The organism is Stenotrophomonas sp. 364 (assembly GCF_009832905.1).
In the GTDB taxonomy this organism is placed as follows: Bacteria; Pseudomonadota; Gammaproteobacteria; order Xanthomonadales; family Xanthomonadaceae; genus Stenotrophomonas; species Stenotrophomonas maltophilia_AP.
Genome location: NZ_CP047135.1, coordinates 2,453,216 through 2,473,535, shown reverse-complemented (window position 1 = coordinate 2,473,535; position 20,320 = coordinate 2,453,216). Strand labels below are relative to the sequence as shown.

Annotated in this window: 20 protein-coding genes; 11 read left to right on the top strand and 9 right to left on the bottom strand. The window is 68.3% G+C overall.

Features of this window, described 5'->3' with window-relative positions; all coding sequences use genetic code 11:
• Positions 1-22: 22 nt before the first annotated feature.
• Positions 23-2,299 (top strand): patatin-like phospholipase family protein, encoded by a 2,277-nt coding sequence (locus GQ674_RS11275; RefSeq protein ID WP_159497151.1) that lies wholly within the window; start codon positions 23-25, stop codon positions 2,297-2,299.
• A gap of 19 nt (positions 2,300-2,318) precedes the next feature.
• Here the strand turns inward: GQ674_RS11275 and GQ674_RS11270 are convergent, their stop codons facing one another.
• Positions 2,319-3,296: a hypothetical protein gene (locus GQ674_RS11270; RefSeq protein WP_159497150.1), complete on the bottom strand. Its 978-nt coding sequence runs from the start codon at positions 3,294-3,296 to the stop codon at positions 2,319-2,321.
• A 131-nt stretch (positions 3,297-3,427) separates the two neighbouring features.
• On the opposite strand from GQ674_RS11270, the gene GQ674_RS11265 reads away from it, so the two are divergent.
• The 4 genes from GQ674_RS11265 (at position 3,428) to GQ674_RS11250 (ending at position 7,187) form a co-directional block, all read left to right on the top strand.
• Positions 3,428-4,105, top strand: coding sequence for an HAD family hydrolase (locus GQ674_RS11265; protein ID WP_159497149.1), 678 nt, complete (start codon positions 3,428-3,430; stop codon positions 4,103-4,105).
• Positions 4,106-4,225: 120 nt separating this feature from the next.
• A complete protein-coding gene (locus GQ674_RS11260; protein WP_236546063.1) occupies positions 4,226-5,227 on the top strand; it encodes a glycosyltransferase in 1,002 nt (333 codons plus the stop codon).
• Between the two features lie 91 nt (positions 5,228-5,318).
• A complete protein-coding gene (locus GQ674_RS11255; protein WP_159497148.1) occupies positions 5,319-6,377 on the top strand; it encodes a CDP-glycerol glycerophosphotransferase family protein in 1,059 nt (352 codons plus the stop codon).
• Positions 6,378-6,416: 39 nt separating this feature from the next.
• The gene (locus GQ674_RS11250; protein ID WP_159499414.1) at positions 6,417-7,187 is read left to right on the top strand and encodes an SGNH/GDSL hydrolase family protein; all 771 of its coding nucleotides are present in this window, start codon (positions 6,417-6,419) and stop codon (positions 7,185-7,187) included.
• Between the two features lie 9 nt (positions 7,188-7,196).
• On the opposite strand, the gene GQ674_RS11245 is transcribed toward GQ674_RS11250, so the two are convergent.
• Complete coding sequence (locus tag GQ674_RS11245) at positions 7,197-7,739, bottom strand: thioesterase family protein (RefSeq protein ID WP_128095977.1); 543 nt, start codon at positions 7,737-7,739, stop codon at positions 7,197-7,199.
• Between the two features lie 70 nt (positions 7,740-7,809).
• On the opposite strand from GQ674_RS11245, the gene GQ674_RS11240 reads away from it, so the two are divergent.
• The 5 genes from GQ674_RS11240 (at position 7,810) to GQ674_RS11220 (ending at position 10,589) form a co-directional block, all read left to right on the top strand.
• Positions 7,810-8,394 carry a TetR/AcrR family transcriptional regulator gene (locus GQ674_RS11240; RefSeq protein WP_159497147.1) on the top strand — a complete coding sequence of 195 codons (585 nt, stop codon included), beginning with the start codon at positions 7,810-7,812 and terminating at the stop codon, positions 8,392-8,394.
• 79 nt (positions 8,395-8,473) lie between these two features.
• A complete protein-coding gene (locus GQ674_RS11235; protein ID WP_159497146.1) occupies positions 8,474-8,854 on the top strand; it encodes a VOC family protein in 381 nt (126 codons plus the stop codon).
• Positions 8,851-9,651 (top strand): hypothetical protein, encoded by an 801-nt coding sequence (locus GQ674_RS11230; RefSeq protein WP_159497145.1) that lies wholly within the window; start codon positions 8,851-8,853, stop codon positions 9,649-9,651. The genes GQ674_RS11235 and GQ674_RS11230 overlap by 4 nt, the downstream gene beginning before the upstream one ends.
• The gene (locus GQ674_RS11225; protein WP_159497144.1) at positions 9,648-10,019 is read left to right on the top strand and encodes a hypothetical protein; all 372 of its coding nucleotides are present in this window, start codon (positions 9,648-9,650) and stop codon (positions 10,017-10,019) included. Before GQ674_RS11230 ends, GQ674_RS11225 begins: the two co-directional genes overlap by 4 nt.
• 24 nt (positions 10,020-10,043) lie before the next feature.
• Positions 10,044-10,589: a hypothetical protein gene (locus GQ674_RS11220; protein WP_201290152.1), complete on the top strand. Its 546-nt coding sequence runs from the start codon at positions 10,044-10,046 to the stop codon at positions 10,587-10,589.
• Between the two features lie 32 nt (positions 10,590-10,621).
• Here GQ674_RS11220 and GQ674_RS11215 read toward each other — a convergent pair whose 3' ends face one another.
• The 3 genes from GQ674_RS11215 to GQ674_RS11205 all read right to left on the bottom strand — a co-directional run bounded on the left by GQ674_RS11215 (position 10,622) and on the right by GQ674_RS11205 (position 14,283).
• Positions 10,622-12,730: a TonB-dependent receptor gene (locus GQ674_RS11215; RefSeq protein ID WP_159497143.1), complete on the bottom strand. Its 2,109-nt coding sequence runs from the start codon at positions 12,728-12,730 to the stop codon at positions 10,622-10,624.
• A 183-nt stretch (positions 12,731-12,913) separates the two neighbouring features.
• The gene (locus tag GQ674_RS11210) at positions 12,914-13,714 is read right to left on the bottom strand and encodes a restriction endonuclease (protein ID WP_159497142.1); all 801 of its coding nucleotides are present in this window, start codon (positions 13,712-13,714) and stop codon (positions 12,914-12,916) included.
• A 143-nt stretch (positions 13,715-13,857) separates the two neighbouring features.
• Positions 13,858-14,283: a hypothetical protein gene (locus GQ674_RS11205; RefSeq protein WP_159497141.1), complete on the bottom strand. Its 426-nt coding sequence runs from the start codon at positions 14,281-14,283 to the stop codon at positions 13,858-13,860.
• A gap of 185 nt (positions 14,284-14,468) precedes the next feature.
• On the opposite strand from GQ674_RS11205, the gene GQ674_RS11200 reads away from it, so the two are divergent.
• The gene (locus tag GQ674_RS11200) at positions 14,469-14,882 is read left to right on the top strand and encodes a hypothetical protein (RefSeq protein WP_201290151.1); all 414 of its coding nucleotides are present in this window, start codon (positions 14,469-14,471) and stop codon (positions 14,880-14,882) included.
• A 151-nt stretch (positions 14,883-15,033) separates the two neighbouring features.
• Here GQ674_RS11200 and hutU read toward each other — a convergent pair whose 3' ends face one another.
• From hutU to hutI, 4 genes are read right to left on the bottom strand one after another with little or no spacing between them, the layout of a single operon-like run.
• Positions 15,034-16,701 carry a urocanate hydratase gene (gene hutU, locus GQ674_RS11195; RefSeq protein ID WP_159497140.1) on the bottom strand — a complete coding sequence of 556 codons (1,668 nt, stop codon included), beginning with the start codon at positions 16,699-16,701 and terminating at the stop codon, positions 15,034-15,036.
• Positions 16,698-17,552, bottom strand: a complete 855-nt coding sequence (gene hutG, locus GQ674_RS11190; protein ID WP_159497139.1) for an N-formylglutamate deformylase — start codon at positions 17,550-17,552, stop codon at positions 16,698-16,700. Before hutG ends, hutU begins: the two co-directional genes overlap by 4 nt.
• Positions 17,549-19,090 carry a histidine ammonia-lyase gene (hutH, locus tag GQ674_RS11185; RefSeq protein WP_159497138.1) on the bottom strand — a complete coding sequence of 514 codons (1,542 nt, stop codon included), beginning with the start codon at positions 19,088-19,090 and terminating at the stop codon, positions 17,549-17,551. Before hutH ends, hutG begins: the two co-directional genes overlap by 4 nt.
• 23 nt (positions 19,091-19,113) lie before the next feature.
• On the bottom strand, positions 19,114-20,313 hold the full coding sequence (hutI, locus tag GQ674_RS11180) for an imidazolonepropionase (protein ID WP_159497137.1): 1,200 nt from the start codon (positions 20,311-20,313) through the stop codon (positions 19,114-19,116).
• Positions 20,314-20,320 lie beyond the last annotated feature (7 nt).

The following is a 20,320-nucleotide window of genomic DNA, read 5'->3' as shown; positions in this document are numbered from 1 at the left end:
GCCGCACCCGGGGAGAAGCCTGATGCAGATCGGACGCGCAGCACGGCGCGGTGAACGCGTGCGCAGGGTGCTGGCGGTGTGCATGCTGGCGATCTTGCCTGCTCTGGCAGGCGCGCAGGCGCCCGCCCTCGAGGACGCCCCTCACGACCCCGAACGCCCCCGCACCTGCCTGGTTCTTGGCGGTGGCGGCGCGCGCGGTGCAGCCCATATCGGCGTGCTCAAGGTACTGGAACGCGAGCGCGTGCCGATCGACTGCATCGTTGGCACCTCGATGGGCGCGGTGGTGGGCGGGCTGTATGCCTCCGGCTACACCGCCGACGAGATCGAAGCGGTGCTAAACCGTATCGACTGGGCCGAGGTGCTGCACGACAAGCCGCCGCGCAACGAGCGCAGCATGCGCCGCAAGGAGGACGACCTGCGCCTGCTGGGGGGCGTGGAAGTAGGCCTGAGTGACGGCAAGATCGCGTTTCCGCAAGGGCTGATCCAGGGCCAGAAGCTGGAGATGCTGCTGCGCCGCCTGCTGTTGCCGACCTGGCAGGTGCATGATTTCGACCAGCTGCCGATTCCGTTCCGGGCGATCGCCACCGACATTGTCAGTGGGCAAAAGGTGGTGTTCGCGCATGGCGACCTGCCGCTGGCCATCCGCGCCAGCATGTCGGTGCCGGGCGTGTTCGCGCCGGTGCGTTACCAGGGGCGCCTGCTGGTGGATGGCGGCGTGGTCGACAACGTGCCCATCGACGAGGCGCGCCGGCTGGGGGCCCAGCGCCTGATCGTGTCGCGCGTGGGGACGCCGTTGATGACCGAGGCCCAGCTGGATTCGCCGCTGGCGATCAGCCACCAGATGGCCAGCGTGCTGATGCAGCGCGAAGTGCTGGCGCAGCTGGCCACGTTGGGGCCGCAGGATCTGCTGGTGACCCCGCCGTTGGGCGACATGGGCAGCCAGGAGTTCAATCGCTCGCCGCAGGCGGTGGGCATCGGCGAACAGGCGGCACAGGCCAGCGTGGCAGAGGTACGCCGCTTCCAGGTGGATGCTGGCCGGTACGCCGCGTTCCAGCGCCAGCACCGGGCGCCGGATTACCAGGCACCGCTGGTGTCCTTCGTCGAGGTACAGCGCGACGGTACGCGCACCGCGCGCTACCTCGAGCAGCGCCTGCAGCCGCAGGTGGGCCAGCCGCTGGCACCGGAGAAAGTGGAGCAGCAGGTGGCCACGGCCTACGGCGAGGGCCGCTACGAGCAGGTGCAGTGGCGGCTGGACGAGCGGGAAGGGCGCCAGGGCGTGGTGCTGGCGCCGCAGGACAAGCGCTGGGGCCCGGACTTCCTGCACTTCGCGCTGCGCCTGTCCGATGATTTCGACGGCAGCAGCAACTACCAGCTGATCAGCGAGCTGACCCGCACCGGGCTGAGCGACCAGGGCGCCGAGCTGAAGCTGCGTATCGGGCTGGGCGAAGTGGAGGAGGCGTTCGCCGAGTACTACCGTCCGTTCGGCCACAGTGGCCGGCATGCATTGTCGGCCTATGCCAAGTACCGCGCCACCGACCTGGACCTGGCCTTGATGGGCGGCGGCGCGCTGGCCGAATTCCGTTACAGCCAGTGGCTGGGCGGGCTGCGCTGGACGTACTCGCCACACCCGGACTGGGAGGTCGCCGCGTTCCTCGAACGTGGCCAGGAGCGGCTGCGGCTGGACGTGGGCAACCCGAGCGAACTGGGCAACTACCGGGCCGACATGGGTAGCATCGGCTGGCAGCTGCGCCATGATTCGATCGACAGCTCGGCCTTTCCCAGCCGTGGCCAGCGCCTGTCGCTGACCCGGCAGCACTACCTGGACAGCCTGGGCACCGACGATTCCGCCGCGGTGACCCGACTGCAATGGGATGGTGCGTGGTCGCACGGCCGCAACCGCTGGCTGGGTGGCGTGCGGGCATCGTCGGCGCATGGCGGCGATGACGTCCTGGCGACGTATGGTTTCCTGGGCGGGCTGGGCAACCTGTCCGGGTATCCTGAAGAGGCGATCTTCGCGCCACAGACTGCGTTGGCGCGGGTGGTGTACTACCGCCGCGTCGCGCACGCCGACTCGCTGTTGACCATTCCGCTGTACGTGGGCGGCAGCCTGGAATGGGGCGGCTTCTGGCGCAGCCGCAACCAGGTCGACATCGACGGCATGCAGAGCGCCGGCAGCCTCTTCGTTGGTGCCGACACCTTCCTGGGCCCGGTGTTCCTGGGCTATGGCCGTGCCCAGGGCGGGCACGATTCGTTCTACCTCACCTTCGGCTCATTGCTGCGTACGCTGGACGGCTTCTGAGCGGCCCCGCCATCGGGTTTCAGCCCAGCGGCAGTGGCTCGTAGGCGCGGGCGATGCGGTCGTGCAGGGCGCGTACGGCTTCGGCCCTGGGATCCACATTTCGCTCGTCGCCAAAGGCGCGCAGGAAGCGGCACGCGGCATGGCTCTGCGCCTTGCGTTGGTACTCAGCGATCCATTGCAGGCGAGCGGGCAGGAACGCCTGCTCGGCCGACCACGCCGCCACCGGTGGGCGGATGCGCCGGCGCACGCCAATGCGCCAGGGCTTGGGCGTGAGCCGCGCGCGGAAGCAATGCTGCACCCGGCACATGCGTGCATACAGTGCGTCGGTCTGCAGGGCATCGAACAGGCGCTGTACGACCGGGTCCTGCGCGGAGAAGGTGGCGTGCATTGCCAGCACGCGCATGCCGGCCGGGGTGCGGTAGGCGCGCAGGTGCCAGTCTGGGTGCTGCCGGGTGAACTGCTCGACCCGGGCCAGCGCGCCTGCTTCCAGCTGTTCGTCGCGGTGGCGGACGCGCTTGACCACGAGCACCACGGCGTTCACCGCGACCAGCACCGCACTTGCCAACGCCACACCGGCGACCCAGTTCCACACGTTGCCCGCGGCGATGGCCACCACGACCCACAGCGCGCATGCCAGCAGGGTGGGTATGACGCAGCCGGCCGGCGCAGGGCGGTGGTCGATGTCGGCAAACAGCACGTCCGGGGTGTTCAGGCAGAGCGCGCCGTAGCTGTTGCGCGTTATCACGATATCGCCATGGCGTTCGACGATCTGCTCGCGGATCGGCACGCCCTCCACCCCGTAGTTGGTGCGGCGTTCGCTGCGCGGCAGGGATTGGCCGGCGGCGATGGCATGCAGTGCTTCCTGTGCACGCGCGTCGGCATGCGCCTGCGCGGCCCCCACGCTGTCATCGGACCAGCCGAATCGGCGCACGATCAGCTGCTTGCGGTTGTGTCGGACTTCGCGTCGGGCTTCTGCCCAGTACTCGGGAACGATCATGGACATCCTTGTGCGATGGATCGGGGCGCAGGGGAGTCTGCCATGGTGTGCACCTGCACGGCAGCACCCGGGACGCGCAGGGGATGAAGTGCCGTTATGATCGCCCCTTCACCGCATAAGGGACTGCGCGGATGCCCGACGCACATGACGCCAACGTGGTGGTGTTTGATTTCGATCTGACCCTGACCCGCTGGGAAACGGCGCGCCGCTTCTTCAAGGGCCTGCTGCGGCGCCAGCCAGCGCGGCTGGGCCTGCTGCTGGTCCTGCTGCCACTGCTTGCGTCGTTGCTGCTGATCCCCCGCACGCGCCGCCTGCCTACGCGGTGTGCGGTATGGCTGGCCACCTTCGGGCGCAGCCGTGAGGCAATGCATGCGCTGGCACAGGCACATGCCGATGCGGTGTTCGCCGCGGGGGAGGCGCTGTTCATCGCCCCGGCGGTTGCACGCCTGCGCGAGCACCTGGCGCAGGGTGACCGGGTGGTCATCGCCACCGGCTGCTGGGAGCCGCTGGCCCGCGCGCTGCTGGTCCATGGCGGGTTGGGCGACGTGCCCCTGGTGGCCTCCACGCTGCGTCCGTGGCGGGGCGGGTGGGTCAGCGACCAGCACTGCCTGGGCGCGAACAAGATCCCGATGCTGGCCGCGCGTGGCTTCGCACCGCCGTGGGCAATGGCCTATACCGACCACCACGCCGACCTGCCGCTGCTGCGCCATAGCGCGCAGTGGTGCCTGGTCAGCCCCACGGCCGATTGCCTGCAGCGGATCGAAACGGCACTGGCAACCCGGGCGCAGGTGCTGGCCTGGCGGCAGTGAGTCGCGCCCCGCCACCTGCCGTGCTTGCGTGGCCGGCCATCGCCAGCCGATGATGGGGGCGGGGAAAGGACGACCCGCACCGACCATGTTGGCGGTGCTGCGGCGCCCGAGGATGGCGAAGTGGGCAAGGTGCGTGTCATTACCCGCGACAACGGGGCAGGGCTGAGTCGCGATCTCGCCATCGTGGCCGACGTGCTGCGTGCCCACCACGAGGTGTCTGCAGTAGGGCTGGGGAGCCATCGGCTCGGCGCCCGGTTGCGGCACTGGTGGACGCGCGCGCGTTGCCGCCTGCGCGGCCGCTACGATGCGCAGCTGTCGCTGGAGCGGGTCTACGCCCCCACGCTGGACTGCGCGGGGCGCAATCTGCTGATCCCCAATCCCGAATGGTTCAAGCCGGAATGGGTGGCGCTGCTGCCGCGATTCGAGCACGTACTGTGCAAGACCCGGCACGCCGAGCCGTTGTTCGCGCAGCTGGGCTGTTCGACGCTCTACACCGGCTTTACCTGCGCCGACCGGTTCGATCCCAGCGTGCCCCGGCAGGCCGCGTTCTTCCACCTGGCCGGGCGCAGCACCGCCAAAGGCACCGATGTCGTGATCGATGCCTGGCGGCGTCATCCCGAATGGCCGTGCCTGACCGTGGTGCAGCGCAAGCGACATGCCCGCCCGGGACCGGCCGCGCCCAACATCGTGATGCTGGCCGGCTACCTCGACGATGCGGGGTTGCAGCGATTGCAGAACGCGCACCGGTTCCACATCTGTCCTTCCGAGGTCGAGGGCTTCGGGCATTCCATCGCCGAGGCAATGAGCGTGGGTGCCGTGGTGCTGACCACTGACGCGGCGCCCATGAACGAGCTGGTCGATCCTGCCTGCGGGGTGCTGCTGGCCTGCACCCCGGGCGCGCAGATGGGGTTGGGCCGGCGCTACCACGTGTCGGTCGACGCGATCGAAGCGGGCGTTGCCCGGGCCCTGCGCCTGTCATCCACCGAGTGCGTGCAGCTGGGGCAGCGGGCACGCACACGCTTCGTGCAACGCGATGCGGCGTTCCGCGAACGCCTTGCCGCAGTACTGTGCAGCGTGCCTGCATCCGTGCAGGCGCAGGACGCAGATCACCCGCATGCGTGAGGCGGGCAGGGCGGGCCTGCACGCCACAGCAGATGCGCAGGCCATCATTGATGCGGAGGCCCCGGACGCCTCCGCACCTCGACGTTGGGTAATGCTGGCATCGGAGCCGTACGCGCCGGCCATCCTGCGCCCGCTTGCCGCACAGGCGCAGGCACGTGGCCACCGCGTGGCTTGGCTGGCACCGGACGCGGTTGCCGCCGGGCTGCGCGCGGACGAGTCGCGCCTGTGCAGCGCACGCGCACTTTGGCGGTTCCGGCCGCACGCCGTGTTCGCCACGGTCAACCGCATTCCGCCGTTTCTTCCCGGCCTGCAGGTGCAGCTCTTCCACGGGTTGAACCTGCATAAGCGGGATCCGCGCCAAGGCCAGTTCCGCATGCTCGGGCTGTTCGACCTGTATTGCGCGCACGGCCCGGCCACGACCGGGCCGCTGCAGGCATTGGCGGGGCAACGGCGCGATTTCAGCGTGGTCCAGACCGGGTGGCCGAAGCTGGATACCCTGTTTGCCGGGCCCTGCGCGCAGGCACACGCCCTGCGCGCGGCCGCCGCGGGCCGGCCGACGGTGATGTTTGCCTCCACCTTCAATGCGCCCTTGAGCCAGGCCCGCGACTGCCTGCCGGTACTGGAGGCGCTGATCGCGCGCGGGGATCGCTATTGGCTGCTCACCCTGCATCCCCTGGCGCCCGCCGACCTGCGCCAGCGTTACCAGGCATTGGCCGGCCCGCATGCCTGCTTCCTGGATTCGGCGCACCTGGCTGCGATGCTGCACGCCGCCGACGTGCTGGTCTGCGATACCTCGTCGGTGGTGGAAGAGTTCGTGCTGCTCGACAAGCCCGTCGTGACGGTGTGCCACCGCCAACCGCAGCCCTGCATGCAGGATGTTCGCGCACCAGCGGACATTGATGCGGCCATCCAGCGGGCGTTGGCGGCGCCCCACGCGCTGTCCGATGCACGTCACGCCTATGCGGCCAGCATTCACCCGCAGCCTGATGGACGGGCCGCCGAGCGCGTGCTGGACGCGGTGGAACACCGGCTGCGCAGCGGCTCGCCGGGGCTGCGCCGACGCAGCCGGCGCGTGTTCCGACGGCTGTGGCGCTCGTGGCGATTGTGGCGTTCATTGCTGCCCGGCAAGCGTCTGCGGGGTGCATGCTAGGCTGACCGGGTCACCCAGGGAGACTGCACGATGCCTTCGATGTTGCACGCCGCGCTGCCGCTGGCGCTGGTTGCGCTGCTGTTGCCTGCCGCGCAGGCAAATGAGGCGGTCAATCCGCTGCTGCTGCAGCCTGCCGATACGCTGGAACAGCGTCAGGTCGCTGAACTGCAGCAGCGCCTGCTCGATTGGCCGCAGCTGCAGCGTTACCGGGATGAAAATGCCGCGTTGGCAGCCCCGGCTCCCGGCAGGCCGCGCGTGGTGCTGTTCGGCGATTCCATCACCGAAGGCTGGGGTCCCACCGGCAGTGACAGCTTTTTCCCCGGCAAGGGCTATCTCAACCGAGGCATCAGTGGGCAGACCACCGCGCAGATGTTGCTGCGTTTCCGCCAGGATGTGATCGCGCTGCAGCCGGCGGTGGTGGTGATCCTGGCCGGCACCAACGACATTGCCGGCAACACCGGGGCGGCGACCCAGGCGATGATCGAAGACAACCTGCATTCGATGGTGGAACTGGCGCAGGCGCACCGCATCGCGGTGGTGCTGAGCTCGGTGCTGCCGGTTAGCGACTACCCATGGCAGCGCGGCGTGCAGCCGGCGCCCAAGGTGCGCGCGTTGAATGCGGCGTTGAAGCGGTACGCCAGCGCGCACAACGTGGTGTATCTGGATTACCACACGCCCTTGGCCAATCGCGACGGTGGCCTGGACAAGGCGCTGGCTGCCGACGGCGTGCACCCCACGCCAGCCGGCTACGCGCGGATGGCGCCTCTGGCCGAGGCGGCGATCACCCAGGCGCTGTCGCAGCCGCGCTGAGCGGCGCGCTCAGGCGTCATCCTGCTTGAGTGCGGCGTCTGCCGCCAGCAGCGCGTCGGCGGCCTTGCTCAGCGGCGGCGAGGGCACGTCGTCGGCGCCGATGGACTGCATCATCCGCGGCATGTCCACGAAGCGGCGCTGGCGGCGGTCGTAGATGCCGGTGACCAGCAGGGCGCGGGTGGCGATCTTCTCTTCGCCCAGCAGCACGCGCTGCTCCATGATCACCCGCGTGCCGACCCAGCCCACCAGCCGCGTTTCCAGCGTGAAGCGCTGGAAGGGCTTCAGTTCGCGACGGAACTGGATGGTGCCGGCGCCGACGATCGGTGCCCATTTTTCGCGCAGTGCCACCCGGCCCAGGCCCATCCGCAGGATCAGATCGAGGCGGCCCAGATCGAAGATGTTCCAGTAGCGCCCATTGGTCATGTGCAGGTTGCTGTCCAGGTCATTGGGCAGCACCCGGAACGGCAGCCGTGACACCCCGAACGGGGCGGCCAGCCGTGGCCGGAAGAAGCTGCACAGCAGCAGGTACAGCAGGCGGAACCAGAGATTCATGCGGAATATGACGACTGTTATAGTTCGGATACGCTAATGTATGACGACTGTCTTAGCAAGGAATCGCGCCATGTCGCCTCGTCCTACCGATGCACCCCAGCGCGTCATCGCGGCGGCGGCGGACATGTTGGCGCGGGTGGGCCTCAATGCCACCAGCATCCGCGAGGTGACCAAGGCGGCCGATGCACCGCTGGGCTCCACGTATCACCATTTCCCGGGCGGCAAGCAGGAGCTGCTGGCGCGTGCCACCACCCAGGCCGGGGACAAGGTGGATGCACTGCTGGCCGAACTTTTGCGGGACGGCGCGGAGCCGGGCCTGCAGCAGTTTCTGCAGATGTGGCGCGCGCGCCTGCTGCGAACGCAGTTCGCCGCTGGCTGCCCGGTGCTGGCGGCGGCGGTCGAAGAACCGGTGGACGCGGTGGCCAGCCAGGCACGCGGTGCCGCGGCGGCGGTGTTCGCGCAGTGGGAACACCGGCTGGGCAGCGCGTTGGTTGCCGCTGGCCATGCGCCGGCCCAGGCCGCCGCGCAGGCCACGTTGATCATCGCCAGCGTGGAAGGTGCCGTGGCAATGTGCCGGGCGATGCAGGACATCGCACCGTTCGACCGGGTAGCGGCGCAGCTGCAGGCGCTGGTGGCGTTGCCTGCGCGCGGATGAGCACCCGCAAGCGCCGTTGAGCGCGACGCGCCTTTACACTGTTGCCGTGCATTCCGCATTCCACGGCAAGGACGTCCGCATGCTGCATCACCTGTCCCTTGGAGTCCGCGACCTGGCTGCGGCCGGCGCGTTCTACGACGCCGCACTCGGCGCGCTGGGCTACCGCCGCGTATTCGAGGATGACACTGCCATCGGATACGGGCTGGTCGATGACGAAGACCTGCTGTGCCTGAAACTGCGCGACGATGCCGCCGCGCCCGGGCCTGGCTTCCACCTGGCCTTCAGCGCCCCCACGCGCACGGCCGTGCAGGAGTTCCACCGCGCCGCGCTGCAGGCCGGCGGGCATGACAACGGCCCCGCCGGACTGCGGCCGGATTACGGTGACCGTTACTACGCGGCGTTCGTGATCGACCCCGATGGCCATCGCATCGAGGCGGTCACCAAGCAGGTGCAGCCATGAACCGGCGGGTGGTGCGACCGCCCAGGCCGCTGCTGCTGCCGCTGACCCGCGGCAGCGAAATTGCCCGCGCCCGCCAGCAACTGCAGCGGGGCGGCTGGCCGCGACTGCAGATGGCCGTAATCGTGATGGTCACGGCCGTGGCGGGCCTGCTGGCGGCGCACCTGCTGCGCCTGGGCGGCCTGGACACGATGCTGCTGCGGTATCCGTTGGCGGTGCTGCTGGCCTACCTGGTGTTCCTGTTGTTGATGTGGGCCTGGCTGCGCTGGCGCGGGGACAGCGTGGTGGACGCGCTGCCCGATGCCGTCGGCGGGGGCGGGAGTCGTTCTGCGCCCGGAGGTGGGCCGAACTGGGCCGGTGGCGGAGGTCACTCCGGCGGTGGAGGCGCATCGGCGTCGTGGACGTCGGCATCCAGTTCCAGTTCCAGTTCCAGTGCCCGCACCACCAGCAGCGACGGTTCGCTACTGGACCTCGCCGACGGCGAGGCCGGCCTGCCGGTTCTGGCCATTGGCGCAGTGTTGGCCATCGCCGCCGGCACGCTGGTGGCCGCCAGCTGGGTGATCTGGTCGGCGCCGGTATTGATGGCCGAATTGCTGGTCGATGCGGCCATTGCAGGCGGGTTGTACCGGCGCATGCAGGGCATGCGCGCGCAGGGCTGGTGGCGGCTGTGCCTGGCCCATACCTTCTGGCCGCTGATCGGCGTGCTGGTGTTTTCCGCCGGGCTGGGCTGGGTAGCGCAGGAAATCGCGCCCCACGCCGACACCCTGGCCGATGTGCTGCAGACGGTGCGCAGCCGATGAGCCTGCTGCAGCGCATGTTGAAAGGCGCCACCGGCGGCGCGGTAGGGCTGGGCGCACTGGTGCTGGGGCTGGTCTGCAGCGGCGTGACCGCGGTGCTGGTGACAGCGATGGGCGCTGCACTGCTGCCGCGCCTGTTGGCGCCCTTGCTGGAGGCGGGCATGGCACCGCCTGCACTCTCCGCGGCATTCGCCAGCGCCTACCCGTGGGTCTGGTCCGGCCCGGTGCTGGTGGTGATGGTGGCGGTGTTTGGTCGCGGGTTGCGTTTCTGGATGGCTGGCGTGGTGGGTGTGGCCAGCATGTTGCTATGGGGCAGCTTCGCGGTGGTGGCGATGTACCTGTCGCTGTTCGTCCAGGCCGCCGCCGTCTGACCGCGCCGGCAGGAGTGGAATGGAATGGAATGTTCGGTGCTTGAATTGCGGATCCTTGAATCAGGCTGGATCAGCGGCGAGGCCGATGATGCGGACGACCCCTGCGCGCACGGCACGGTGATGCTGGCGGTGGACGGCCATGCGCTGGTCACGCCCGCCGATGGCAGCTTCACCTTGAGCGCGGCCGGATTGTATCTGCTGCGTACGCTGCAGCATGACCACGCGCCTGCGGACACCGTGAGCGACGGCAACGCGCTGTTTCCGTGTTGTGGCTACATCGCGTTGCCGTCCAGCGGCGTGTTTCCGGTGTTCTGCATCGGTTGCCCCGGCGGGCGCGATGTCACGGTTACCCATCAGGGCAATGAGGTGCTGCTGGACGCCGGTGACGGCCCTCGCCGGGTGTCCCTGCTGGAGTGGCGGAAGGCGGTGCTTGCGTTCGTGGACGCGGTGGAGGACTTCTACGCGCGGTGCAGGCCAAAACACCGCGCGACCGATCCCGAAGAGGCACGCGGCTGGGCGTTGTTCTGGGCCGAATGGCAGCAGCGCCGGCAGGCCGCGCAGGCGCTGTGAGCAATGCGGTGGTCCTCAGCTGGCCGATGTGCTCAGTCGAAACGCCAGCGCAGGCCGGCATACACCCCGCGGCCTTCGCCCGGGGTGGAGCGGGCCACGTCCTTGCCGGCATCGTTGTAGCCGGGCGTCACCGTCGCCGCGTAGTGGCGGTCGCCGATGTTGCGCATCTCCGCCCACGCCTGCCAGCGCCCGCTGGGGGCATCAAACCCGACCCGGCTGCCGACGATGGCGTGGCTGTCGGCGCGGACGCTGTTGGCGTAGTCCACGAACATCGCCGAGGCGTACTCGGTGTTGAGCGCGGCGTAGAAACCGGTGGGATGGTCGTACCGCAGCTCGGCCTGGTAGTAGTGGCGGGGCAGGCCGGGCAGGCGGTTGCTGCCGAACAGCGCGTCATCGCGGTAGTGGAAGTCGCTGAAGGTGTAGGCCTGGCGCAACGACAGGCGGCCATCGCGCCCCTGCCACAGCGTGCTGTCCAGCCCGGCTTCCAGGCCGCGGTGCACGGTCGGGCTGGCGTTGTTCTCGGCCACAAACAGGTTCGGTACCGGCATCACTTCCACGGTGAGCAGTTCATGCAGCACGCGGGCGTAGTAGCCGGTGAGCTCCCAGCGGCCGAGCACGCTGTCGCCGCGTGCACCCAGTTCCAGCGTGGTGGCGGTCTGGTTGTCCAGCTGCACCGGCGCGCGCTGGCGACCGGTGGATGCCCCATTGCCTGCCGCGAAGTACTGGTTCGAACCCCAGATCATCGACCACGGGTGCGCCGGCTCCACCGAACGGCTCAGGTTGCCGAACCACTGCGTCTGCGGTGTCTGCTGCCAGGTGAAGCCCAGCCGAGGCGCATAGTCCCACTGGTGCTCGCTCAGGCGCTCGGGTGTGGCCGGCCAGGTCACCTGTACATCGCGGCGGGTGTTGATCAGCGCCAGCCCGGTCTGCAGGTGCAGCGCGTCGGTCAGGGCCAGGTCGTTGCCGATGTGCAGCGTGCTGTCGGTGCCGTGGTGCGAAAAGTCGCGCGTGTGGGTACCGGCGACGTAACCGTTGCTGGCAAAGCGCAGCGTCTCGCGCACATCCGCGTCCAGGTCGTGGGTGACGCGCAGGCCCAGCGTGGTCACGCTGGTGCGGCCCAACAGCAGGTGGCGGTGGCGGTAATCCACGGTGGCGTTGAGGTTGCTGTAGTCCAGCTGCTGCCGGTACAGGCTTTCGTTCAAGTCCATCGGGTACTTGTGATACACCAGCCCGGCCTGCAGCGAGGACGCTTCGTCGATCTGCCAGGTGGTCATGTTGCCGATCCAGGTGCTGCCCGGCTGCGGACGGCGCGCGTCGATGGCCAGGTTGGCCGGGTTGGCCGCACGCGGGTCGTTGCGGATCTGGTCGCGGGTCAGGCGCCCGGGCGTTTCGTGATTGGTCTCGCGGTAACGCACGAAGAAGCGTGTTTCCAGGGTCGGGGTGATCTGCCAGCCCAGGTTGGCCATCGCGCCCTTGCCGTCACTGGCGGCGTGGCGCTGGTAACCGTCCGATTCGGTATCGGTGTAGGCCAGGCAGTAGTCGACATCGCCGCTCACCCCGCCATAGCCGACGCTGCGCTTCTGGTACCCGCGGCTGCCTGCTTCGTACTGCAGTTCCAGCCCGGCCGAATCGCGCCCGCTGCGGCTCACGTAGTTGATGGCACCGCCCAGCGCCAAGGCGCCACGCTCGAACCCGTTGGCACCGCGCAGCACCTCGGCCCGGCTCAGCCACAGCGGTTCAAGCAGCTCATACGGCGTGCCACCGGGGCCACTCAACGGCAACCCATCCAGCGACACCGCAATGCCCGACGCATGCGCGCCCGGACCCCGGTTGATGCCCGAGCCACGAATGGACACCTTGGCGCCTTCGTTGCCCGGCGACTGCGCACTGATGCCGGGCTGGTAGGCCAGCACATCGGCGCTGGTCGACAGCCGGCCGTCGGCCTTGGTCAGGTCCACCACGTTGCTGGCGCCGGGAACGCGCTTGAGCGCAGCGCGGGCCTGCTCGGTCTCGCTGGCGGCGGTCACGTTGACCGCGTCGAGAGTGGTGGCCTGGGGCGCGGCGTGGGCGGCAGCGGAAAGGCCGAGGGCGACGGCCAGGGACAGCAGGGCGGGGCAGGGGAGGTACGGCGAAAGCGACATGCGTAAGGGCTGTAAACCAAAAAGATGGCGCGCAAGTTAACAGGTATGGCGCAGCGCGTCACCCGTCGTGCCGTACGGCTGCAAGGGGCGCCTGTTCTGCCTCCGGTAGAGCCGACCGTTGGTCGGCTGCTCCCCGTTCCGCCGCCCGTGAACCCGAATGCGATCGACTAGAGGTTGCCGCTTTCAGCCGCGACAAGCGGGAAAGCGACTGCAGCCCATGAATACGTCACCCGTTCTGCGATTACGACGTTCCACCGTCGGGGCGCTGCAGCGTTTGCAGGTCAACCGCTCCGAGGCAGGTTTCGATTCCCTCAGCTCTGGCTCGATCCTTGCGGCAGGCATCGCCGTCCCACGTGCCTGCACCTTTTGAATCATCCCCAAGAGGTCTTCACCCGCAACCAGCGTGATGGGTTTTCCGACAATGAAATTCTGCGCGTCGCGGGTGAAGGCCCCGCTGCTGACAATCAGCACGGCGTCTGCGCGGTGATGCGCCAGCAGGCCATACATCTCGCGTACCACTGACACGCCCACCTGCTGACGCCGCCATTGCTTGCATTGCACCAGCGTGCGTTTGCCATCGCGGCGCAGCACCAGATCGATACCGCCGTCGGCACCGCCCAATCCAGTTTCCTCGACGGTATAACCCTGTCGCCGGTAGGCCTCGCCGACAAGCCGTTCGAAGTCACGCCAACCGTTGCTGGAAAGGCTCTCCAGCCCGGTGCGCGTGTCCAGCAACCGGCGCCGCCGACTCGCACCGGCCCATGACACGATTGCCGCCAGCAGGCAGAGGCCGAGCCACAGCCATGCAACCGCCGCCTGTGCTGCTATGCCTGCAATCAACGCGGTCGGAGTGCCCGCGACGCGCTCGTGCCACTGCGGTGCGAGCATGCGCAATGCGGCGAAGCCAAGCGCGCCTGCGGCGACATTGATGTACCAAGGCCATGTGGCCATGACGTCGATAACATGCGTGCGCCTGCGTCCCATGCGTACTTCCTCCTGTGTACATGGACATTGTAGGCCGGGCCGGCGCGAGCTTGGCGCGCACGTTTGGCAGTCGCATGCGATTGTACGTAGAGCAGTCCGCTTAAGGCTCTTCTACCCTTTCGTTAGCGATCGATGGTCTGTGTTCACGCTGGACACTTCCTGCCTTTCACCTTCTTCATTAGCCCGGCCACCATGTCTCTGGCCAAACGATCGGGCCCGCCCCCAAAGTTCAGTACCCGCTTCTCGCGCCACACCTCTTGTCCTTGTTTGTCCCGGCAGATGGCGTAGACGGTTTCGAAATACTGCGCGACGTTGATTTCCACTTCGACCAATCCCACCAGCCGTGGATCATTGCGGGTGAGGTCTGTAGCGTCTACCAAACCGATATCGAGCGCTGTGGCGCGCACACCAAGGACTTTTGCGATGTCTTCCGCAGCCCACGAATAGCCGGGCGTGGAAATGACCAACACCGACTTATCCGGGAAGGTTCTGTCCTGAGCTTGCGTATGCGAAGCAAACAGCAAGGTCGCCAATATCAGCGTGGTTGACGTGATCCGGCTCGTGATCATGGTTCGCACAATCTGTCCCCCTGTGAGCATGGTGGCCTGCCTGACGCTGATGTGAAGCGTGACTGTGGAATCTGGCCATACATTACTCCGGGTGACACGTCCTTGCCGAGTAGGGTCAACCGGCGGGCGATCAATGGAGGTTTCCGCGATACTTGAAAACGAAATGACCAGAACAGGAGAACCGCTTGGCCAAGCAAGGCGAATTCAAGAAACTGCTGGACTACCTGCAGAAGATTCCGGCCATGTCGGCGTCGCCGATGCACTGGGGTAGGGGCGGGGATAGCACCTGGTACGTGGGGTTCACGCTGGATCTTGCGCATCCGCTGGCCTGGAGTGCCGTGCAGGAGCTTGCCTACGTGATCAACGGGTTGTCGGTGACCGAAGCGTTGCCGACGACGTTCATGCCCGTCGCGCCGCCGCCGTACCTCAATGGTCCGGCCAGCGAGTTTCTGTCATGGCGGATTCAATCCAGCGACGCAGGATTCTCGCCGGATGATCTGCTGGGTTGGCTGGAAGGTCGGCTGCCGCAGCCGGTGGAGGATGTGGCGAAGTGGATGCCGTCGTTCCATTGGGACGGTGACGTGCCGTTGGACGATTAGGCAACAGGAGCAGCCGGGCAAAGCCCGGCTCTACGCGGCCCGCGGTAGATCCCGACCGTTGGTCGGGACGCATCAGGAGCGGTTGGTCCGACCGTTGGCCGGGACGCATCACGAGTGGTAGGTCCCGACCGTTGGTCGGGACGCACCGGGATCAGCCCAGAATCCCCGGCAGATCCAGCCCCTTCTCCTTCGCACATTCCACCGCGATCTCATACCCGGCATCGGCATGCCGCATCACACCCGTGGCCGGGTCGTTCCACAGCACCCGTGCAATCCGCTTGGCGGCCGCTTCGGTGCCATCGCAGACGATCACCATGCCCGAATGCTGCGAGAAGCCCATGCCGACGCCGCCGCCGTGGTGCAGCGATACCCAGGTGGCGCCGCTGGCGGTGTTGAGCAGGGCGTTGAGCAGCGGCCAGTCGGAGACCGCATCGGACCCATCGGCCATCGCCTCGGTTTCGCGGTTCGGCGAAGCGACACTGCCGCTGTCCAGATGATCGCGGCCGATCACCACCGGGGCCTTCAGCTCGCCGTTGGCGACCATTTCGTTGAAGGCCAGGCCGAGGCGGTCACGGTCGCCCAGGCCTACCCAGCAGATGCGCGCCGGCAGGCCCTGGAACTTGATCTTCTCGGCGGCCATGTCCAGCCAGCGGTGCAGGTGCGGGTTGTCCGGGATCAGCTCCTTCACCTTGGCATCGGTTTTGGCGATGTCTTCCGGGTCGCCGCTCAGCGCGGCCCAGCGGAACGGGCCGATGCCGCGGCAGAACAGCGGGCGGATGTAGGCGGGCACGAAACCGGGGAAATCGAACGCGTCTTCCACGCCTTCTTCCAGTGCCATCTGGCGCAGATTGTTGCCGTAGTCCACGGTCGGCACGCCGAGCGCGTGGAAGGCGAGCATGGCGCGGATGTGGGTGGCCATCGAGGCACGTGCGGCCTTCTCCACCACCTTCGGCGCGGACACGCGCTTGTCGTCCCACTCTTCCACCGTCCAGCCCTGCGGCAGGTAGCCGTTGACCGGGTCGTGTGCGGAGGTCTGGTCGGTCAGCAGGTCCGGCTTGACCCCGCGCAGCAGCAGTTCGTCCAGCACGTCGGCGACGTTGCCGAGCAGGCCCACTGACAGCGGCTTTTTGGCCGTGCACGATTCCTCGATCAGGCGCAGCGCCTCATCCAGGTTGTCGGTCCAGGTGTCCAGGTAGCCGGTGCGCAGGCGCATCTCGATGCTGCTCTTGCGGCATTCCACCGCCAGGCACGAGGCACCGGCCATCACCGCAGCCAGCGGCTGCGCGCCGCCCATGCCGCCCAGCCCGCCGGTGAACAGCCACTTGCCGGCCAGGCTGCCGTTGTAGTGCTGGCGGCCCATCTCCACGAAGGTTTCGTAGGTGCCCTGCACGATGCCCTGCGCGCCGATGTAGATCCAGCTACCGGCCGTCATCTGGCCGTACATCGCCAGGCCCTTCTTATCCAGTTCGTTGAAGTGGTCCCAGTTGGCCCAGCGCGGCACCAGGTTGGAGTTGGCGATCAGCACGCGCGGCGCATCCACATGGGTGCGGAACACGCCCACCGGCTTGCCCGACTGCACCAGCAGGGTCTGGTCGTCGTCCAGGCGCGTGAGCGTTTCCACGATCGCATCGAAGCTCTCCCAGTCGCGCGCGGCGCGGCCGATGCCGCCGTACACCACCAGTTCCTGCGGCCGCTCGGCCACGTCGGGGTGCAGGTTGTTCATCAGCATGCGCAGCGGCGCTTCGGTCAGCCAGCTCTTGGCAGTGAGCGTGGTGCCGGTGGGCGCGATGATGGTGCGGGACGGGTCGTTGCGGGTCATGCGGCGCTCCGGTTCGTAGCGAATGCAAGGCAGGCGGTGAGCACCTGCGCCAGGGTTTGGCGCAACGGTGCGGCGTGGTCGGGGTCGAGCGGGGTGGGCCAGCTGTGTTCGTCCACCTGGTCCGGTGCCGGCTCGTGCATGTAGCCCCGGCAGGCCAGCTCCATCTGCAGGGTGTGCACGCCGGCGGGGATATTGCTGTAGTGGCGGGTGATCCAGCCGCCCTTGAAGCGGCCGTTGCGCACGTGGGAGAGGCCGCTGATCTTCAGCAGGTTCTCCACCACGTCGCTGAGCGTGTTGTCGCAGGACGTATCGACCGCGCCCGACGGGCCGGCGGTGCCCAGGTTGAACTGCGGCAGCTCGCCGTCGAACAGGTGCGGAATATGCGATCGGATCGAGTGCGCGTCATACACGACCACGGCGCCGTGGCGCGCACGCAGCCGCGCGATCTGCACGGCCAGTGCGTCGTGGTACGGCGCGAAATAGGTGTCGCGGCGGCGTGCAATCTCGGCCTCGTCCGGCTCGCTGCCGGGGTGGTACAGCGGCTGGTTGTCGAAGGTGGTCAGCGGACACAGGCCCGTAGTGTTCTGGCCCGGGTACAACGACACGCCACTGGGGTCGCGGTTGAGGTCGATCACCGAACGCGAGATCGCCGAGCGCACGGTAGTGGCCCCCATGCCGCGCGCGAAGTCGTACAGCTCGTGCACCCACCAGTCGGCATCACGACGTGCCAGCCAGGGCGATTGGTAGCGGTCGATCAGGTCATGCGGCAGCTCGCTGCCGGTGTGCGGGAAGCTGACAATCAGCGGCGCGTCGCCCTCATGTACCTGCAGCCAGTCCGGGGGGGCGGTCATGCCAGCGGCTCCACCTGCGGCAGCACGTCGGCCAGGCCTTCGGCCAGCGCGCCGCTGCGCACCAGCGCGGTGGCGGCGACCATGTCCGGATGGAAGTAGCGATCGTCCTGCAGCGTGGGCACCTGCGCGCGCAGCCGCGCACGCACGCGTTCCAGCGCGTCGCTGGAACGCAACGGGGCATGGAAGTCGCAGCCCTGCGCAGCGGCCAACAGTTCGATACCGACCACGTTGGCCGCGTTCTCGGCCATCGCCAGCAGCCGGCGCGCACCGTGCGCGGCCATCGACACATGGTCTTCCTGGTTGGCCGAGGTCGGAATCGAATCGACGCTGGCCGGGTAGGCGCGCTGCTTGTTTTCCGAGACCAGCGCGGCGGCGGTCACCTGCGGAATCATGAAGCCCGAATTCAAGCCGGGCTTCGGGGTGAGGAAGGCGGGCAGGCCGGACAGCGCCGGATCCACCAGCATCGCGGTACGGCGTTCGCTGATCGAGCCGATTTCGCAGATGGCCATGGCCAGCATGTCGGCGGCAAAGGCCACCGGCTCGGCGTGGAAATTGCCGCCACTCAGCGCTTCGTTGGTGTCGGTGAACACCAGCGGATTGTCGGACACGCCGTTGGCTTCGATCGCCAGCGTGGTGGCCGCCTGGCGCATCACGTCGAACGCCGCGCCCATCACCTGCGGCTGGCAGCGCAGGCAGTACGGGTCCTGCACGCGCACGTCGTTGTCGCGGTGCGATTCGCGGATGGCCGAACCCTGCATCAGCGTGCGCAGCGTGGCGGCGGTAGTGATCTGCCCGCGCTGGCCGCGGATGCTGTGGATGCGCGGGTCGAACGGCGTGTCCGAGCCCTGGGCCGCTTCCACCGACAGCGCCCCGGTGACCAGCGCGGCCTGGAACACGGTGGTGATCGCAAACAGGCCGGCCAGCGCGTAGGCGGTGGAGTACTGGGTGCCGTTGAGCAGGGCCAGGCCTTCCTTCGCACCCAGCACCAGCGGCGCCAGGCCGAGCCGGGCCAGCGCGTCGGCCGCCGGCAGGCGCTCGCCACCCACAAAGGCCTCGCCCACGCCGATCATCACGCTGGCCAGGTGCGAGAGCGGGGCCAGGTCGCCGGAGGCGCCCACCGAGCCTTGGCACGGAATCACCGGCACGATGTCGTGCTGCAGGAAGGCCTCCAGCAGCGCCAGCGTTTCCGGGCGGATGCCCGACGCGCCCTGGGCCAGGCTGGTCAGCTTCAGCGCCATCATCAGTCGCACCACCGGCGCCGGCATCGGCTCACCTACGCCGGCAGCGTGCGACAGCACGATATTGCGCTGCAGGGTGGCCAGGTCTTCGCGCTCGATGCGCACGCTCGCCAGCTTGCCGAACCCGGTATTGATGCCGTAGACCGGCGCACCCTTGGCCACGATATCGGCCACGGTCTGCGCACTGCGCAGCACCGCCGCGGCGGAGGACGGGTCCAGGCGCACGCGCGCGCCGTCGTAAATCGCGCGCCAGTGCGCCAGCGTCACCGCGCCGGGCTGCAGGGTCAGGGTAGTGCTCATGGAATCTCCAGACATCACAAGAATCAGACGGATACGCCGCGCATCACGCGCGCGTGCAGGGGGTTGAAGCCCATGCGGTACACCAGGTCGGCAGGCGCCTCGATGTTCCACAGGGCCAGGTTGCAGTCCAGGCCGACCTCCAGCCGGCCCACGCGATCGGCACGGCCCAGCGCGCGTGCCGCGTCACGAGTGAAGCCGGCGATGCACTCGTCCACGGTCATGCGGAACAGGGTGGCGGCCATGTTCATGGCCAGCAGCGGGCTGGTCAGCGGCGAGGTGCCGGGGTTGGAGTCGGTGGCCAGTGCCAGCGGCACGCCGGCCGCACGCAGCGCCGGAATCGGGGGCAGGGTGGTGTCGCGGGTGAAATAGAAGGCTCCCGGCAGCAGCACCGCCACGGTGCCTGCGGCGGCCATGGCCGCGATGCCCTCGGCGTCCAGGTGTTCGATATGGTCGGCCGACAAGGCGCCATGGCGTGCGGCCAGCGCGGCGCCGTGCTGGTTGCTGAGCTGTTCGGCGTGGATCTTGATCGCCAGCCCGTGCTGGCGGGCGGCCACGAACACCTGCTCGGCCTGCGCAGCGCTGAAGGCGATGTTCTCGCAGAATACATCCACCGCTTCGGCCAGACCCTGCGCGGCCACCGCCGGAATCATCGCGTTGCACACTTCGTCGATGTACTCCTGCGCATCCCGGCCGGGCGGAATCGCATGCGCGCCCAGGAAGGTCGGTACGATCTCCACGGCGCGCAGGTGGCCCAGTTCGCGGGCCACGCGCAGCTGCTTGGTTTCATCGTCCAGGCTCAGCCCGTAGCCGGATTTGATTTCCAGCGTGGTGATGCCTTCGGCCAGCATCGCGTCCAGGCGCGGCAGGCTGGCGGCGATCAGCTCGGCCTCGCTGGCGGCGCGGGTGGCGCGCACTGTGGACACGATGCCGCCGCCGGCGCGGGCGATGTCGGCGTAGCTCACGCCCTGCAGGCGCTGCTCGAACTCGCCGCCGCGGTTGCCGGCATACACCAGGTGGGTGTGGCAGTCGACCAGGCCGGGGCTGATCCAGCGCCCGCCGCAATCGATGCGCTGCCCCGGTTGCAGGTGCGCCTCGGTGCCGGCCGCGCCCACGTGCACGATGCGGCCGCCCGTGGCGGCGATCACCCCGTTTTCGATCACGCCCAGGCCGGGGCCATCGACGGTGATCAGGTGGGCGTGGTACCAGAGGGTGTCACAGTGCATGGCAGCA

Bases quoted from the DNA above. Each gene is read 5' to 3' on its own strand.
- GQ674_RS11215 (WP_159497143.1), bottom strand. From the start codon at position 12,730: ATGTCGCTTTCGCCGTACCTCCCCTGCCCCGCCCTGCTGTCCCTGGCC.
- hutG (WP_159497139.1), bottom strand. From the start codon at position 17,552: ATGACCGCCCCCCCGGACTGGCTGCAGGTACATGAGGGCGACGCGCCG.
- GQ674_RS11225 (WP_159497144.1), top strand. From the start codon at position 9,648: ATGAGCCTGCTGCAGCGCATGTTGAAAGGCGCCACCGGCGGCGCGGTA.
- GQ674_RS11270 (WP_159497150.1), bottom strand. From the start codon at position 3,296: ATGATCGTTCCCGAGTACTGGGCAGAAGCCCGACGCGAAGTCCGACAC.
- hutH (WP_159497138.1), bottom strand. From the start codon at position 19,090: ATGAGCACTACCCTGACCCTGCAGCCCGGCGCGGTGACGCTGGCGCAC.
- GQ674_RS11250 (WP_159499414.1), top strand. From the start codon at position 6,417: ATGTTGCACGCCGCGCTGCCGCTGGCGCTGGTTGCGCTGCTGTTGCCT.
- GQ674_RS11235 (WP_159497146.1), top strand. From the start codon at position 8,474: ATGCTGCATCACCTGTCCCTTGGAGTCCGCGACCTGGCTGCGGCCGGC.
- GQ674_RS11210 (WP_159497142.1), bottom strand. From the start codon at position 13,714: ATGGGACGCAGGCGCACGCATGTTATCGACGTCATGGCCACATGGCCT.
- GQ674_RS11245 (WP_128095977.1), bottom strand. From the start codon at position 7,739: ATGAATCTCTGGTTCCGCCTGCTGTACCTGCTGCTGTGCAGCTTCTTC.
- GQ674_RS11265 (WP_159497149.1), top strand. From the start codon at position 3,428: ATGCCCGACGCACATGACGCCAACGTGGTGGTGTTTGATTTCGATCTG.
- GQ674_RS11275 (WP_159497151.1), top strand. From the start codon at position 23: ATGCAGATCGGACGCGCAGCACGGCGCGGTGAACGCGTGCGCAGGGTG.
- GQ674_RS11205 (WP_159497141.1), bottom strand. From the start codon at position 14,283: ATGATCACGAGCCGGATCACGTCAACCACGCTGATATTGGCGACCTTG.
- hutI (WP_159497137.1), bottom strand. From the start codon at position 20,313: ATGCACTGTGACACCCTCTGGTACCACGCCCACCTGATCACCGTCGAT.
- hutU (WP_159497140.1), bottom strand. From the start codon at position 16,701: ATGACCCGCAACGACCCGTCCCGCACCATCATCGCGCCCACCGGCACC.
- GQ674_RS11230 (WP_159497145.1), top strand. From the start codon at position 8,851: ATGAACCGGCGGGTGGTGCGACCGCCCAGGCCGCTGCTGCTGCCGCTG.
- GQ674_RS11255 (WP_159497148.1), top strand. From the start codon at position 5,319: ATGCTGGCATCGGAGCCGTACGCGCCGGCCATCCTGCGCCCGCTTGCC.
- GQ674_RS11240 (WP_159497147.1), top strand. From the start codon at position 7,810: ATGTCGCCTCGTCCTACCGATGCACCCCAGCGCGTCATCGCGGCGGCG.
- GQ674_RS11220 (WP_201290152.1), top strand. From the start codon at position 10,044: ATGGAATGTTCGGTGCTTGAATTGCGGATCCTTGAATCAGGCTGGATC.